9 protein-coding genes are annotated in these 16,977 nt (G+C 42.5%); 4 read left to right on the top strand and 5 right to left on the bottom strand.

Annotated elements, in window-relative coordinates; genetic code table 11:
* Positions 1 to 123: 123 nt before the first annotated feature.
* From CPIN_RS35170 to CPIN_RS35160, 3 genes are all read right to left on the bottom strand, one after another.
* Complete coding sequence (locus tag CPIN_RS35170) at positions 124 to 609, bottom strand: hypothetical protein (RefSeq protein ID WP_012794669.1); 486 nt, start codon at positions 607 to 609, stop codon at positions 124 to 126.
* Positions 610 to 703: 94 nt separating this feature from the next.
* On the bottom strand, positions 704 to 1,084 hold the full coding sequence (locus CPIN_RS35165) for a DUF983 domain-containing protein (RefSeq protein WP_245552064.1): 381 nt from the start codon (positions 1,082 to 1,084) through the stop codon (positions 704 to 706).
* 47 nt (positions 1,085 to 1,131) lie between these two features.
* Positions 1,132 to 2,889 carry an ABC transporter ATP-binding protein gene (locus CPIN_RS35160; RefSeq protein ID WP_012794667.1) on the bottom strand — a complete coding sequence of 586 codons (1,758 nt, stop codon included), beginning with the start codon at positions 2,887 to 2,889 and terminating at the stop codon, positions 1,132 to 1,134.
* Positions 2,890 to 3,107: 218 nt separating this feature from the next.
* On the opposite strand from CPIN_RS35160, the gene CPIN_RS35155 reads away from it, so the two are divergent.
* Positions 3,108 to 5,240: an elongation factor G gene (locus tag CPIN_RS35155; RefSeq protein WP_012794666.1), complete on the top strand. Its 2,133-nt coding sequence runs from the start codon at positions 3,108 to 3,110 to the stop codon at positions 5,238 to 5,240.
* A gap of 65 nt (positions 5,241 to 5,305) precedes the next feature.
* Here the strand turns inward: CPIN_RS35155 and CPIN_RS35150 are convergent, their stop codons facing one another.
* Positions 5,306 to 6,850: a YifB family Mg chelatase-like AAA ATPase gene (locus CPIN_RS35150; RefSeq protein WP_012794665.1), complete on the bottom strand. Its 1,545-nt coding sequence runs from the start codon at positions 6,848 to 6,850 to the stop codon at positions 5,306 to 5,308.
* Positions 6,851 to 7,321: 471 nt separating this feature from the next.
* Between CPIN_RS35150 and CPIN_RS35145 the strand changes: the two genes are divergently transcribed.
* The 3 genes from CPIN_RS35145 to CPIN_RS35135 are packed head-to-tail and all read left to right on the top strand — an operon-like array spanning position 7,322 to position 15,374.
* Positions 7,322 to 10,468 carry an RHS repeat domain-containing protein gene (locus CPIN_RS35145; protein ID WP_044220451.1) on the top strand — a complete coding sequence of 1,049 codons (3,147 nt, stop codon included), beginning with the start codon at positions 7,322 to 7,324 and terminating at the stop codon, positions 10,466 to 10,468.
* Positions 10,469 to 10,476: 8 nt separating this feature from the next.
* Positions 10,477 to 14,919 (top strand): DUF6443 domain-containing protein, encoded by a 4,443-nt coding sequence (locus CPIN_RS35140; protein ID WP_012794663.1) that lies wholly within the window; start codon positions 10,477 to 10,479, stop codon positions 14,917 to 14,919.
* A complete protein-coding gene (locus CPIN_RS35135) occupies positions 14,916 to 15,374 on the top strand; it encodes a hypothetical protein (protein WP_012794662.1) in 459 nt (152 codons plus the stop codon). The genes CPIN_RS35140 and CPIN_RS35135 overlap by 4 nt, the downstream gene beginning before the upstream one ends.
* 113 nt (positions 15,375 to 15,487) lie before the next feature.
* Here CPIN_RS35135 and CPIN_RS35130 read toward each other — a convergent pair whose 3' ends face one another.
* Positions 15,488 to 16,819 (bottom strand): MutS-related protein, encoded by a 1,332-nt coding sequence (locus tag CPIN_RS35130; protein WP_012794661.1) that lies wholly within the window; start codon positions 16,817 to 16,819, stop codon positions 15,488 to 15,490.
* Between the last annotated feature and the right edge of the window lie 158 nt (positions 16,820 to 16,977).

The raw sequence follows: 16,977 nt of genomic DNA, 5'->3' as shown, positions 1-16,977 counted from the left end.
TAAGTATAGTCAGAACGAATATAAGATAGGATTTTACCAATAGACGACAAGTAAACTTTAGCGTAAAAATGAAAGGCATCTGCTATCTGGCGGATGCCTTTTGCTGTTGCAACATACCTATACTCAAGGGCAACTCTGCCTCAGTGCACTGATCAATGCGCGATCGTAATGCAGTTCTACAGGTTTATCCGGATCCACGGTTATATCTTCCAGTTTTTCATTGGCTTTATCCAGCCGTAACCAGGCGATGGTCGATTCATGATCTTTCTCGTTACCAAACAGCTGCAGGACCAATTTGCTGTTTTCCTGGCGGTCTATCCGTACCCTGATATTCTCTTTCTTTGTCAGCTCTGATTTGAAATCTGAGCTCTGGATGATGTCTGTGATGGCTTTATAACATTCGGGAGTGTAGGGGCCGGACTGCGGTTTCAGTACTTCAGAACGAGGGGCGCTACGAGTGGTATCCACAGATTGTGGTTTTGCCGGTGTGTCTGTCTGAGCTGCTATAACAGTTGAGGTATCAGCCTGTTGCTCTGTCTCCTGGGTAGCGGTAGCGCAGGAAGAAAGTAATACAATGCTACAGATGTACAGTATGTGATTGGTTTGCATGAGCTGTCTTTTGCCGGAGATATAACAAAAGTCGTGCAAATGGGAGGGGAATTAACAATAAAGGCTGTCGCCGTGATGGCAGACAGCCTTTATTTTATTTGTCCGGCAATTCTGCCGTGCTTTCATCATAGTAAACGAAGAAGTAGAGATAGATGACTCTGCTGATACGCATCAGCCAGGGTTGCAGTAATACCAGCAATACCCCGTTGATACCCAACCAGATGAAGACACTATTATCTTCCCAGGACATACCGAAGAAGACCCAGTAGGCAATCAGGGTAGCGACCGAGAATGCTACCGCCAAAGCATAACTTACATATCCTGTACCAAACCAGAACCCTGTTTCCAGTTCGTATTTTTGTCCGCAGACAGGACAATGTTCATGCATATCAAACGTCTTCCGGAGGTTAGTATATGCATTTTTCGTCTTAAACATATCTCCTCTGCGGCAGTGCGGGCATTTCATAGTAAGCATGCTCAGGAGATAACTAGGTCGCTTATTGCTCATGGGCGCAAAGATAACTATCTCTCTCCAATCTGTTGTCTCCACATCGCATAATACAAGCCTTTTTCTTCTACCAGTGCACTATGCGTACCCGTTTCTACGATACGGCCTTTTTCCAGTACGTAGATCCTGTCAGCGTGCATAATAGTGGATAACCTGTGAGCGATCATGACGGTGATATGTTCACGGGTAGAAGTGATATCACGCACGGTATTGGTGATGGATTCTTCTGTGAGGGAATCCAGGGCAGATGTGGCTTCGTCAAATACCAGCAGTCGCGGATGACGTAACAAAGCACGTGCGATGGATAAACGTTGCTTTTCACCACCTGAGATCTTCATACCGCCTTCACCGATCACTGAATTCAGACCATTGTCTGCACGTTCCAGTAAGGTTGTACAGCTGGCGTCTTTCATTACTTTGAGTAGCTCTTCATCAGTAGCCTGTGGATTGACAAATAACAGGTTTTCTTTAATAGTACCGGAGAATAACTGTGTATCCTGGGTTACGAAACCGATCTGGTAACGCAGTTCCTCGATATCTATTTCCCTGCTATCCACACCGTTGTAACCAATCGCGCCTTCCTGAGGTGAATACAGTCCGACCAGCAGTTTTACCAGTGTTGTTTTACCGGAACCTGACGGACCGACAAACGCGATCGTCTCACCTACATTTACGCTGAAATTGATATCATCCAGTGCTTTATTTTCAGCTGTCAGGTGTTTGAATCCTACATGGTTGAAGGTCAGCGTATCGATACGGTTGATCTTCACCGGATCTGAAGGGGTATCTTCCACAGGCGTCTGCATAATACTTTCGAAGTTCAGCAGGGATACCTGGGCTTCCCTGTAGGACATGATGATATTACCCAACTCCTGTAAAGGACCGAAAATAAAGAAGGAGTACAATTGCAGTGTGAACATCTGTCCTACGGTAACGGTGTCCTTATAGATGAGGAACAGCAGCATGAACAGAATGCTCTGACGCAGGAAGTTGACGAAGGTACCCTGTACGAAACTGATACTGCGGATGCTGCGCACTTTTTTCAGTTCCAGCATCAGGATACGGATAGTGGTAGAGTTGAGTCTGCGGATCTCCTGATGCGTCAGACCAAGGCTTTTTACCAGTTCGATATTGCGGAGGGATTCCGTAGTGGCGCCTGCCAGCATGGTAGTTTCCTTCACGATCGTTTTCTGGATGGTTTTGATCTTTCTGCTCAGTACATTGATTAACCAGCCGAGTATCAGACTACCACCAAAATATACGAATACCAGGCTCCAGTGAACGGTGAACGCATATATCATCACGAAAACAACGCCGATCAATGCGACGAACAATACGTTGACAAAGGAAGTAATGAACTTCTCACTATCAGTACGTACTTTTTGTAAAACAGCCAGTGTTTCACCGCTACGCTGATCTTCAAACTGCTGATAAGGAAGTCTTAAGGAGTGACGTAATCCGTCCGTGTAAATACGGGCGCCGAATTTCTGGATAATGACGTTCGTAAAATAGTCCTGGAATGCTTTGGCTATACGGGACACCATGGCAACTCCGACGGATGCCAGGAGCCAGAAAATAACGCCGGTCACATAGTCGGACTGCGTACGTGCTACCCCGCCTGCATTGGTATGCGGATTTTTCGCAAAAAGGTCCACGATCCGGCCAAAAATATACGGATCCAGCAGGGAGAATACCTGGTTAATGGTTGCTAATAACAAAGCCAGTGCTATCAACCATTTGTAACTTTTTAAATAATATAAGAACAGTTTCATGATACTAAAGACAATCTATGAGTGCAAAGGTACATTAATATTGATGTTGCAACACATTTGAGCGGTGCTGGTAGGAAAAAATAGAGTAACTTAATACTCAGAATCGGTTATAGCTTATCTAGCTACGGCTAAAATCACCAAAACGGCATTCCCACGTTTACTTATCTTATTGTTTACGATCAGCCCGCTCCGGCTGACAATACTTAATTCTTACGTTTATGAAGACCTATGATGAGAAGCACATCAGGAACATTGTATTATTGGGCGCCGCCAAGAGCGGAAAGACGACCCTTTGTGAAACCATGCTGTTTGAAGCTGGTATTATTTCCCGACGCGGTACAGTAGAAGAAGGAAACACTGTTTCCGACTATCATGATGTAGAGCATGAAAGGGGAAGTTCTGTCTATGCTACCTGCCTTCACACGGAATGGCGTGATTATAAGATTAATATTATCGACACACCCGGACTGGAAGATTTCATCGGTGAGATCATTTCTTCCATCAGGGTCTGTGACACGGCTTTACTGCTCCTGAATGCGCAGCATGGAGTGGAAGTGGGGACTGAGCAGATCTGGGATTATGTGGATAAATACCAGAAGCCGACTATTCTGGCGGTCAATCAGCTGGATACGGAGCAGGCCAACTTCTCCCGTACAGTAGAAGAAGCCCGTCGTGTATTCGGATCGGCAGTGACGGTGATGCAGTATCCTGTCGACCAGGGACCAGGGTTTAACAGTGTCATCGACCTCTTAAAAATGACGATGTACCGGTTCCCGGAAAACGGTGGTAAGCCGGAGAAACTGCCTATCCCTGACAGTGAGAAAGAACAGGCGGAGCGGCTGCACAATGAGCTGGTAGAGAAAGCAGCAGAAAATGATGATACGCTGATGGAGCAGTATTTTGAAAAGGGCAGTCTGGATGAAGATGAAATGCGGCAGGGATTGAAGATCGGTATGCTGAAACACCATGTGTTCCCGGTATTCTGTTTGTCCGCCTTACATAATATGGGCAGCGGACGCCTGATGGGATTCATCGATAATGTCGCTCCGGCTGCCATAGACATGCCTGCAGAGCAGGCGGAAGACGGTAGCCCTATTCCATGTGATCCTTCAGCATCCCCCGTATTGTTTGTGTTTAAAACCCTCCAGGAGCCCCATATAGGGCGCCTTTCGTTTTTTAAGGTACTGGCAGGCGAAATTAAAGCAGGTGTCGAATTATACAGCGAAAAGGGCAATACCGTCGAACGACTCAATCAGCTGTTTATTACAGATGGCCGTAACCGTCATCCGGCGGAGGTATTACGTGCCGGAGATATCGGCTGTACGCTGAAACTGAAAAATACCCTCACCAACCATACACTGTTAGCAGATAAACAATCCGGTAAACAAGTGAAACCGATCGGGTTCCCGACCCCTAAAGTCAGGGTAGCTATTGAAGCGACGAATAAAGCGGATGACGAGAAACTGAGTGAAGTCCTGGCGGAGTTGCATATGGAAGATCCCACACTGGAAATAGAATACAACCGTGAACTGAAACAGGTGATCCTGCATGGTCAGGGCGATCTGCATCTTGCATTGACCAAATGGCGTTTGCTGAATATCTACAAAATGCATGTGGAATTCCTGCCGGCGAAGATCCCTTACCGGGAAACGATCCGTAAACATGCTGCGGCTACTTACCGTCATAAGAAGCAGTCTGGCGGCGCCGGTCAGTTTGGAGAGGTATTTATCACCATTGAGCCCTATTACGACGGGATGCCTCCCTATAGGGAACATCCGGTGAGAGAGACCGAAGAAATTGCCTTGAACTGGGGCGGTAAACTGGTGTTCAACAATTGTATCGTAGGCGGTGCGATAGAAGCCCGTTTCCTGCCTTCCATCCTGAAAGGTGTGATGGAGAAAATGCAGGAAGGTCCGCTGACGGGTTCCTATGTACGCGATATCCGGGTAAGTGTATATGATGGTAAAATGCATCCTGTAGACAGTAATGATATTTCCTTCAAAATTGCTGGCATGATGGCTTTCCGCGATGCTTTCCATCAGGCAGCGCCGCAGTTACTGGAACCGGTATTTGATATTGATATTACTGCTGCGGATACGATGGCGGGCGATGTAATGAGTGAGTTACAAAGCCGCAGAAGTATCATTACGGGTATGGATTCCCAGAATGGTTACCAGGTGATCAAGGCACGTACGCCACAGGCAGAACTGGATAAACTGTATGCTGCATTGCGGAATGTGACACAAGGGAAAGCGAAGATCAAAGCGGTCTTTGCGGAATACGCACCAGTGCCACCGGAATTGCAGAAGAAGTTGTCCGAAGAGTATAAAGGCGCGGAGCTGGTTGCTTAGTGATGCCTTATTATTTCATTCATCGGCCTTTAATCAAATTTCTGCATCTGAGTACTACCGCTGCACTATTTATCCCACCAATCTTGTCTGTCAAGGCTCCTGCAATGGATCGCCTCTGCCAGGTGTTCAGTTTTAATATGCTCGCTGCCTTCCAGGTCTGCTGCTGTACGGCTTACTTTAAGAATGCGATCATATGCCCGTGCTGATAACTTGAGTTTCTGCATTGCATTTTTCAACAGGTCTTCTCCTTCGCTGTTTAAACGGCATACTTTTCTCAGCAGTTGACTATTCATCTGTGCATTGCAGTAAATACCCTTATAGCCGTTGAACCGGGCTGTCTGTATTTCTCTTGCCGTAATTACACGTTCCCTGATATCCTTACTGGACTCTCCATAGGTGTGGTCCAGCAGGGATTCAACCGGAACGGGTGTGACTTCTATGTGCAGATCTATTCTATCCATTAAAGGACCGGATACCCTGTTCAGATAGCGTTGTACGGATCCTGGCAGACAGGTACAGGCTTTTACCGGATGATTAAAGAATCCACAAGGGCAGGGATTCATAGATGCGAGCAAAGTAAAGCTGGCGGGAAAGTCCACGGATAATTTTGCGCGTGCAATAGAGACCCTTCTTTCTTCCAGTGGCTGACGCATGACTTCCAGTGCTTGTCTGCTGAACTCAGGCAATTCATCCAGGAATAAGATACCGTTATGTGCCAGTGATATTTCTCCCGGCTGCGGGATACTACCGCCGCCAATCAGCGCGGTATGGCTGATGGTATGATGTGGTGCGCGGAAAGGTCTTTGCGTAACAAGCGAAGTATCGGCTGGTAATTTTCCTGCAACGGAATGTATTTTAGTGGTTTCAAGTGCTTCATGCAGACTGAGTGGCGGCAGGATAGTCGAAAGACGTCTTGCCAGCATTGTTTTTCCCGCGCCGGGAGGTCCTATGAGCAATGCATTATGTCCACCGGCTGCTGCTACTTCCAGTGCACGTTTGATCGTATATTGTCCCTTTACGTCGTTGAAATCAACATCAAACTGATGATGTGCATTGGCGAATTCTGTCCTGGTATCCACATAAACAGGTTGCAGCGTAGACGGTGCCAGTAAGAAGTCGATCACTTCCCGCAGATGAGTGACACCATATACTTCCAGGTTATTCACCATAGCAGCTTCTCTGGCATTGGATGCCGGTACGATCAGTCCCCTGAAACCTTCCTTACGCGCCTGAATGGCAATAGGCAAAGCGCCGCGGATGGGTTGTACAGTGCCGTCCAGGGATAGTTCTCCCATGATGGTGAATTGTGATAAGGCGGTACTGTCTATCTGTTCAGAAGCAGCGAGTAGTCCTAACGCGATAGGCAGATCGTAGGCGGAACCTGCTTTACGGATATTGGCAGGTGCCATGTTGACGACGGTCCGGAAGCGTGGAAAACGGAAGCCAATATTTGTGATAGCGGATTCTATCCGTTGTTCGCTTTCTTTGACGGCGCTGTCGGGTAAGCCGACAATGTGGAATTGTGTGCCTTTGGGTGATACGTCCACTTCAATAACAATGGAAATGGCTTCTACGCCCTGTACGGCGCTGCCGATGGTTTTAACAATCATGGATGAAGAATGATATGGTGAATAACAAAGCGAATTTAAGGGGGGAGGATTGTTTTTTGTCTGTTCATTCTGTTCTTTTTGTTTACGTTTGTTCAGTATTTTTTGAATGCTATGAGCTATGAGTAGAGGAGGAAAACTTGTATGTAGAAAATGGTCAGGTGAAAAAATCAATCTTGCCATATACAATGCGTAGTAAATGTCGTACTTGCATAGTGGCTTTAATTTTCATTAAAAGGATGACTATCTATGGTAAATGGTGTTTGTTGACTGCCCCTTAATCGTGTTTGAGAAAGGAGTGTCTTTGAACCCTACGAGAAAAAGAATGTTTCAGACGTGAAAATGATCTGAGACTTTATCATGATAAAACAAAAAATATTAAAGGACCGATGGTTCTACAGTATAATTAAATGATTATAGTGAGTGTCAAGCTTACTGACGGTTAGTTTCCTTGTACCTTTTCTTATCAACCACATGAGAAGTTTATTTTTTACTGCAGCATTTATGCTGTTTGAAGTTTCTTGTGCTGATCTGTTTGCGCAGACTGTCACACCTCCAAGTACAACGTTGGGTAAAATTGTTTCTGCTTCCCCGGAGGCTGCCTCAATAGCGTTGTATCAGAATTATCCTGTTGACTATGTTTCAGGAGCTCCGGACATCACTATTCCATTATTTGATGTACCGACAAGGGCAGGAACACTGCCATTCCAATTGAGTTATCACATTGGGAAATTAAAACCTAACGAGCAACCTGGAGGACCGGGATGGGGCTGGACATTGACGCCCAATCTCGGAATTACCCGGTCAGTCAAAGGTATTATGGATGGCGTCAATGCAGGATACCCTGCTAATTCGCAATTCGGGCAGAATACTGAGGCTTATTTACTAGGAGCATCGCTGTACTCATATGATGAGCAGCCAGATGATTTTTACTATTCTTTGTTGTCAAAAAGTGGGCAGTTTGTTTATAATCGTTCCGGCGCATTTAGACCTGTTTCTTTTGATGCAGTGAAGATATCACACCCGGATGATAATACTTTTCAGATTACGGATGATGACGGGACCATTTATAAGTTTGGAAAATATTCATCCGGTACAAGTGTTGTAACAGAGTTTTCAGGCGGTGGGTCACCAACTACTTTGTCTGCGTGGAAGATTACTGAGATCATTCCATATGACAAATCGGATACCATCCGATTTAACTACAATCCCCGTACTACTTACACAATGCCCTACTATAATATACAGTGGCAGTTTATAGAGTATGTTGGAGCAAATAGTATTCCTGGTGGTGTTGGTAAGCCTGTGAATATTTATCAGAACGTATATAACGTTGCCGATGGAATTCCTACCGGTGCATCAGTATTAAGACCTTCCGGAGTAACGACTGGTAATTATTATGTTAATGAACCGCTCGATCTTCTTCCACAATTTGCAATTGGTGAGTCAGAATATAAGATTCGCCTTAGTGGCTCTCATGTTGGTACTCAAAGGGAGCAGGCTGCGTGGGCTGGACTGGATTATGGATCAGATCACGTTGCGAATGTAATGTCGGATGTTCAAACACAGGAATTACCACTCAGTGAGATCCGGTTTAAAGGCGGAAGGGTTTCCTTTTACTATACAGAGAACAATCAGTTGACAAACATTTTTTTATATGCAGGTTCCCAACTTGTAAAAAGAGCAAGCCTGTTTCAACACGCGCTACAACATGCCAGTTATGAACAGCCCTTTTCTTATTATGATAACCTGAATACGAGATATGGACTGGATTCCGTGAAAGTGTATGGATCCGATATGACTAGTCCTGTTGTTTATAGAATGGAATATAGTAAACAGAATGATGAAGAGTGTGTTGGCGTATATGGTAATTATAATACTGATTTTTGGGGGTTTGTAAACAATAAACGCGCATATGTTATACCGCATTTGATGTACTATGTAGCCAACTTTGTTTGGAACACATTGCTTGAGAACCCCGATCCTGCCAACTTATATGGTTCCCCGAAGAATGCAGGTGGATGGGTGGAAGTTGGAAGTCAGCAGGAACAAACTTCTCCGACGCGTATGGTGCCGGGTATCATAAAACGCCTCTACTATCCAACAGGTGGCTATGCTGAGTTTGATTTTGAAAGTAATCAGTATGCTTCTTCTATAGATTATACGAAAACTATTTATGGGGGCGGATATCGTGTGAAACAAATAAAGTATACGACAGGTGATAGAAGAGATTCTATTACTAAGGTATATAGATATGGCCTTGATGAAAATGGTATTGGAAAGACAAAGTATAAAAATTATACAGCGAATTTTATATCTGTTCAATATGTGAATTCCACGATGTCAGGACAATCTGATAATTATCTGCAGAGAATAGCAACTGTTAATTCAAAACCATTCCTGGATATGTCTTTCTCTTCCGGAGCAGCAGTATTATATCCTTATGTAACGGAATACACAGTGAATCCTGTCAATAACCAAACACTGGGAAAAACCGTGTATGAGTATGTCATAGACTCAAAAAATGATATGTGGGTAAATATGACCCCTTTGCATTCAGATCCGAAAGACGATTGGAAGATTATATCGTTAGTATCGGTTACGAATTATCGTTATAGGAATGGTCGTTATAATATACTTAGCAGAACGCAGAATAAGTATATGGACTATTATACAGATACTATACCTGCTGCGCAGACATTCTTAAATTATTATAATAATGCAGCTAGTGGCGGACTTGATGTGATTGCCGGTAATCCTCCACAGGTAGGAGCTAAGTTCTCCCATATTAGCTATAATATATACTGTGGTTCACATAAGTTGACAGAGATTAACGATACTACGTTTGATGCTGAGGATTCAACCAGATATATGGCGAGTCAGACTGCAATTTCATATGATCCTATCTATTTATATAGGAATAGAGAAGTGAAAAATGATAGCAGAAATATACAAAAGCGAACAGAGTATTTTTATCCTCATCAAGCGGGTCAGATTTCTGATCTGATCGTTGGTCAGCTGCCTATCCTGAATGCACTGACCTCATCGAATGTACTGAGAAAACCTATAGCTACTAAGGAATATAGTGATACTATATTGCTGCGAACTATTCAGCAGAGCTATGTGCAATATCCAAATTCAAAAATATTTCCATCAGCTGTGTATACGTCGACAAGAAGAAATCCCCTGGAAAAGAGGGTTGAATTTAGTTTATATGACAATGATGGCAATATACTTGAGCAGCGTAAAGCCGATGACGTAAAGGATGTGTATCTCTGGGGATATAAATCACAATATCCTGTAGCTAAAGTGACTGGTAGCACCTATGATATTGTAAAGACATTTGTAAGTCTGTCTTTATTGGATAGCGCTCAGAGCTATACGGATGTTCGTGTTAGAGAGGAGCTTAATAAAATCAGAACGGGATTAGCTGGTACTGTAGCTAAGGTATGTACTTATACCTATAAGCCAATGGTAGGTATGACTAGTGAAACGGATGCCAATGGCAAAACGATATATTACGAATATGATGTCTTAGGACGTTTGATTGTAGTCCGCGATCAGGATGGAAATATACTTAAGCAAATGGAATATCAATATCAGGTTCCTATTACAAAATAAATTAACCTATGAAGTCGTCAGCATATTTTTTTATAGCCAGTCTGACTGTGCTGTCCATATTGGGGAGTAGCACAGTGTCTGCGCAAAATAAACCGCAGGGGACACTTGGAACAGCTACACCAGTCATCCAACCAGCTGCATATACTAATCCGAAATTGAATTATGTCCGTACCTGGGAGCCATCTGCTCCTTTAAAAGATACCGTAGCGGTAGCATCCTCTACTAGAATATTAAGAGAAGTCAAACAAACGACGCAATATTCAGATGGACTTGGCCGGCCGGTGCAGATTGTATCTAAGGCTAGCACTCCAAATGGTCGGGATATGGTTTCAATGAATGTGTTCGATCCCTACGGTCGAGAGGAATATACTTATCTTCCCTATGTGCATCAGGCATCATCAGATGGTAAGTTTAAGGTTGATCCATTTAGTGCACAAAGTACTTTCTACCAGAATGCCATATTTAATCCTGGTATGGTAGGGGAGAGTATATTTTATAGTAAAACGGAATTTGAATCCTCTCCACTGAACAGGACAATTAAGAAGTATGCGCCCGGAAATAGTTGGAGTACGCATCCAGTTGAAAATCTATATCAGGTAAACGATGCGAAAGATTCTGTAAGGATCTGGACTATCGGAGGCGGGTTGCCTGTCAGTACGGCGATTTATGGCGCAGGACAATTGGCTAAGCATATAGTTATTGATGAAAATGCCAATCAGTCCATTGTATATACTGACAAGGACGATAAAGTTATATTGAAGAAAGTACAAATCGGAAATGCTCCAGCTACAGGATATTATGGGTGGCTTTGTACGTATAATGTCTACGATGATCTGGGAAATCTTCGTTATGTGATACCACCTTTGGGTGTAGAAGCAATCAAAAGCAACTGGATATTAACAGCTGCAGTCGATACTGGTTTATGTTTCCAGTATCAATATGATACTCGTCAGCGCGTAATCATGAAAAGAACTCCTGGATCGGGCCGTACACTTATGGTATACGATAAACGTGACCGGTTGGTATTTACGCAAGATTCGATACAACGCGCTAAATCTCCGGCTGAATGGATGGTGACTTTCTACGATGAATTGAATCGTCCGGTGATGACAGGTCTTTATAGAAAGACGATCTCTGCTGATTCTTTGCAGAAAAGTATGAATGCGGCATCTGTTTCCCAATCCATATCTTATATAGCTCCAGCCAACGCAGACCTTGCAGTATATGAATATGATAGCAGCCCATTGTATACGGCAACCAATAGTGTGTCTTTGCTGGATGGGTTTGACTCTGGTACCGGTGGTGAATTTGTCGCTGAGATTAGTACTGCGCTTGCGGGAGATACAATAACTGTAGTGGCTAATAACCCTCTGCCTAATATTCCTGCGTCGGCACTGACACCTTTGACATATAATTTTTATGATAATTATAATTATAAAGATAAATTAGCTTTTGTTGGTCCTGATACAAATAAATTACAGGCTGCGGATACACTTTATCCGGAAAGAAGGCCAATAGCTGATAATGTGAACGGCCTGCTTACGGGAACTAAGATAAGGGTGTTGGGTACAGAGAAATGGCTGACCACAACTACTTATTACAATGATAAAGGCCGGATAATACAGGTTGTCAGTGAGAATAATTTGGGAGGAAAAGATGTTACATCCAGTTTGTATAGTTTTAAAGGATCTGTATTAGCTACTTATATAAGACATCAGAACCCCAAAAGTCCCACCGCTCAGACGACCGTATTAACGACTTTGACATATGATCCAATGGGCCGTCTATTGACAATAAGAAAACGTTTGAATGATGACGTAAGTCAGGAGAGAATAATTCTGTCAAATAGTTATGATGAAATTGGACAACTTAGGTTGAAACGGCTTGCTGTTACTTCATCCGGAAGCATGCTTGATTCTCTAAACTATACATATAATAGTCGGGGATGGTTGCAAGGAATCAACAAGAACTTTCTCAATAGTGGAAATGTTGCCTCCAATTGGTTTGGGCTGGAACTGAGCTATGATTATGGATTTAAGGTTAATCAATATAATGGAAATATCGCTGGCGTCAAATGGAAAACCCGATCAGATAGTGCGTGGACTTATGGTTATAGTTATGATAAAAATAATCAGTTGATAGCAGCAGATTTTTCTCAGAGAAATGGTAATAGCTGGGTTCTGGGTACTAAAGATTTTTCTGTTTCCAATTTGAGTTACGATGCGAATGGTAATATCAAAACAATGTTGCAGAAAGGTATGATAGGTACGACTAGCAGGACTATAGATAGTCTTGTTTATGCGTATCCTTCCAATAGTAACAGACTATTGTCTGTTACGGACATTGATTCGTCTATTACCCGACCAGCTAGATTGGGAGATTTCATAGATGGTAATACAACTACAAAAGACTATTTTTATGACGCTAATGGAAACATGATCGCAGATTTAAATAAACGGATCTCTTCTATTACATATAATCATTTGAATTTGCCAGTATCAGTTACTATTACAGGAAAAGGTACTATTACATATCAATATGATGCGGTCGGTAATAAACTTTCTAAAACAGTAGTTGATAATACAGGCAGTAGTACCAAAACAGTTGTAACTGACTATGCTGGTATCTTTATTTACCAAAAGGATAGCCTTGAACTGATCAGTCATGAAGAAGGACGTATTCGGCCGGTATACAAAACGGCAGCTCCTATTGCGTATGTGTATGACTATTTTGAAAAGGACCACTTGGGAAACGTAAGGACCGTATTAACAGATCAGACTGATTTCACGATGTATGCAGCAACAATGGAAACCGTTGCAGCTACTACAGAAACAGCATTGTTTGGCAATATAGAGGAGACACGGGCAGAAAAACCATCAGGCTACCCTCAAGATGATGCGGCTGTTCAGAATAAATATGTTGCAAAGCTTAATGCGAAAAACGGTGGACGGAAAATAGGCCCTTCTCTGGTATTAAGAGTAATGGCAGGAGATACTGTAAAGATTGGGGCGAAAGCCTTTTATAAGTCTCAAGAGCCGCAAGACAATAATCGAAATGTACCGTTAGAGGACATGTTAGCAAGTCTTGTACAAGTATTTGGTAGCATCTCAGATGAGGGCTCCACACACCTCTCTTCAGTGGCCACGAACGCTACTCCGTTTAACAGTGATTTTTATAATAATCATTACCAACGTCTAAAGGAAAAAGAGAATAATATCCAGTCTTTTTATCGTCCTAAGTCTTATTTAAACTTTGTATTGTTTGATGACGATTTTAAAATGGTTGAGAAAAATAGTGGTGTAAGGCAGGTAAAGGAAAATCCTGATGAACTACAGAATATAAGTGTAGATAGAATGGCGATAGAAAAAAGTGGCTTTTTATATGTATATACAAGTAATGAAAGTCAACAAGATGTATTCTTTGATAATATTGTTGTAGCGTTGAATAGTGGCCCATTATTAGAAGAGACGCATTACTATCCATATGGAATGGTTATGGCCGGAATCAGTTCCAATGCCTTGAAAGGAGCTAATTATCAGGAGAATCGTATTAAATACAATGGAAAAGAAATACACAATAATGAGTTTTCGGATGGAAGTGGCCTGGAATGGGAGGACTATGGTGCAAGAATGTACGATGTACAATTAGGAAGATGGTTTGTCCCAGATCCTTTGGTAGATAGATTCGCAAATGAGTCGCCATTTGTTTACGGGGGCAATAACCCTGTTTTGAATATTGATGTGGCAGGTGGATTTAAATTTCCCAAACCTAAAGCGGGGCAGAAAACACATGACTACGAGCGCACGTATCCTAAATTTACTCAGTATTTGAAAACAGGTATATCGAATTTGTTGAAGAGTCAGGAATTAGTAGATGCATATGCAAAATTTGGCTATCTTTCTCTGGCCGATCTACAGAATGATTTTACCTGGGGAAAGGGTGCAACTATAAAGATAGTTCCTTATCCTGGAGGTACATATGAAGATGAGGCGAGTCGTTATGCAAGAGGATACACGCATGATGATGATAGAGGAGAGACAATTGAGATCAGGGAAGAATTAGTAGCTATGTTTGAAAAAGCACCACCCGAAGAGCAAGAGGCATTATTCTACTGGGTTATCAGAACACTGCTTCATGAGGAAGTACATCGGGGAAATTTGAAAAATGGAACTAATGGCGGAGAGCCAGGTATTGATTTTGATGATTGGGTATGGGCTCCTATAAAGGATGGGTACCGCGCGCCAGATCCTGTAACTCCGGGTTTTGGAGATACTAATCCAAGGGAGAAAATGATAAAATATGCCAATGATGTGATAGCTGATAAGAAGCAGACAGAAGAGGGTAAGAAAATGTTACCTAATATATTAGATGCTCAAACTGCAGAGACCATTAAAAGTTATATGGACCGAAACCCTAACATAAAACTGGAGGTTAAAACAACTTTACCATGAGTATTGATACTATTTCAAAGTCAGCTATAATATTTATTATTTGTTTAATAGGGATGTCATTAACTTCATCAAGCCAGCATAAGGTTGCAAGATGTAATCCCTGTAAAGATAGATGTGAGGTGTTGTATAAAATATTGACAGACACATCTATCACTAAACATTTTCGATTTCATGAAAATTTAAATGATCCTATCAGAGTGATCGATACTAAAAAATTTTGGGACGCATGTGATCTCAAAGTTAATGGACGCCCGGTGCAAATCGTTCATGACTCTTCATTGCTGAAAAATATGGGAGTGTCAGACTACCAGATTACAGGTGTACAAAGGGAGAAAAAAGATGAGTACTATATATATTTCTATTATAAGATGACTCATGGGCATGGATTTGTAATTCTTAAAAGCAAACGTGGAAAACTTTTTAGTACGAATAGCGGACTTGGGATACTGGACTAAATAGATTTTTATGGAAAAAAAATTATTGATGTAGAATGTAAAGAGCTGCCGAAAAGTGATTTTCTGGCAGCTCTTTTAATATGTATAGTGTCTTTAATGATAGATTACATCGATTACTTTATCTGACTCAACAAATCCAACACCTTCTCCCTCTTCAATATCAGATACCCGATCTTCTCCTTTGCCACCCCATCTTTCAATTGATAAGTGAAGTACAGGTTATCATCTATTACCTGTGACTCAAAATACTTAAACCGTATATTCGCTGCTGTTTGTAATTCGTCTGCGATCTCATACAAATGCGTAGATAAGATAAACAGGCAATTCGTACTCTTCAGTAATCCATTTACCACTGCCAGTGAACAATTCTTCGCATCTTCCACATTCGTTCCTTTGAACATTTCGTCGATCAGCACCAGCCATTTTTTACTATCGTTGATCTTGATGATCGTATTCTTGATACGCTGTACTTCGTTGAAGAAATAGCTTTCTCCTTTGAAGATATTATCCTGTACCTGGATGTTACTGAAGATGCCGTTAAAGAAGCTCAGTTTCATACTTTTTGCCGGCACACCCATACCAATGTGTGACAGGAACACGGCTACGCCTACTGCTTTGATAAACGTCGTTTTTCCTGCCATGTTTGCACCGGTGAGGAACAGGAAATGTGACTGTGGCTTCATGGTGATATCATAAGCTACCGGCTTGGGCAGAATGATATGATACAGGCCGTCCAGTTGTACAAAAGGATGTGGTGTATCTTCAAAAGTGGGGAACTGTAAATTGAAATGTCGTACTGCTTTTGCCATTGCATAATAAGCGTCCAGTTTGCGGTAGATGTCCAGCAGTTCTGAGATGTGCTTACGTTGTTTCTTACGGATGTAGTGATCATGTCGTAAGATGTTCACAAAGGAAACCGGACCAGCTTCGCTGGCAGCAACGATGTCATTGAATTCAGGTTGATAGAGTAAGGTGTGCGCCCTGTCCAGCAGCAGTTTCAGTATTTTAGGCGTCTCTTCGGTATTGAAATTCTTTTCCAGCTGACGGAAGCCTTTCAGCAGATTAAGCAGCTGGGTAAAGGAGAATTTTATAAAGCTATAATCCGGAGAAAAGATGGTCTTTGTCAGCAGGGAACTCACCAGCAGGCCTACACCTGAAGGATTGGAGATCGGTTCGATCTGTGCTTCCAGGTAGTTCTCCATCACCACGATTGTACCATTACTGATGATATCGGCCGGCCAGCTGTCTTCCTGTTTAAGGATGAATTGTAAGGTATGCTGCCTGTCTTCTATGGATGCGATATCTTTCAGTGGCGTACTATACAAATGCCGTAAATATTCCCTTCCACCTGTGGTTGTGGTAAAGTCCAGTTTATGAAACAACGAATACTCTTCGTCGCGGTTAAAGATAGAGAGATCATAGTAGGTGGTTTTGTCCAGTTCCATGCACAGGTATTTTTAGTGAATATACGTATAATCGAAAGAAACGTTGGTATCATACGCGTACCGTTCCGATTCATATGAGAGATGCAGAACAGGTGTATTTCCATAAATGTAAGGCGATAAAAGAAAATGCTCCTATCTGTCAACAGATAAGAGCATTT

The organism is Chitinophaga pinensis DSM 2588, from assembly GCF_000024005.1.
Classification (GTDB): domain Bacteria; phylum Bacteroidota; class Bacteroidia; order Chitinophagales; family Chitinophagaceae; genus Chitinophaga; species Chitinophaga pinensis.
Note: the sequence above shows the minus strand (reverse complement) of the source record. Positions and strands in the feature narration are given on the sequence as shown.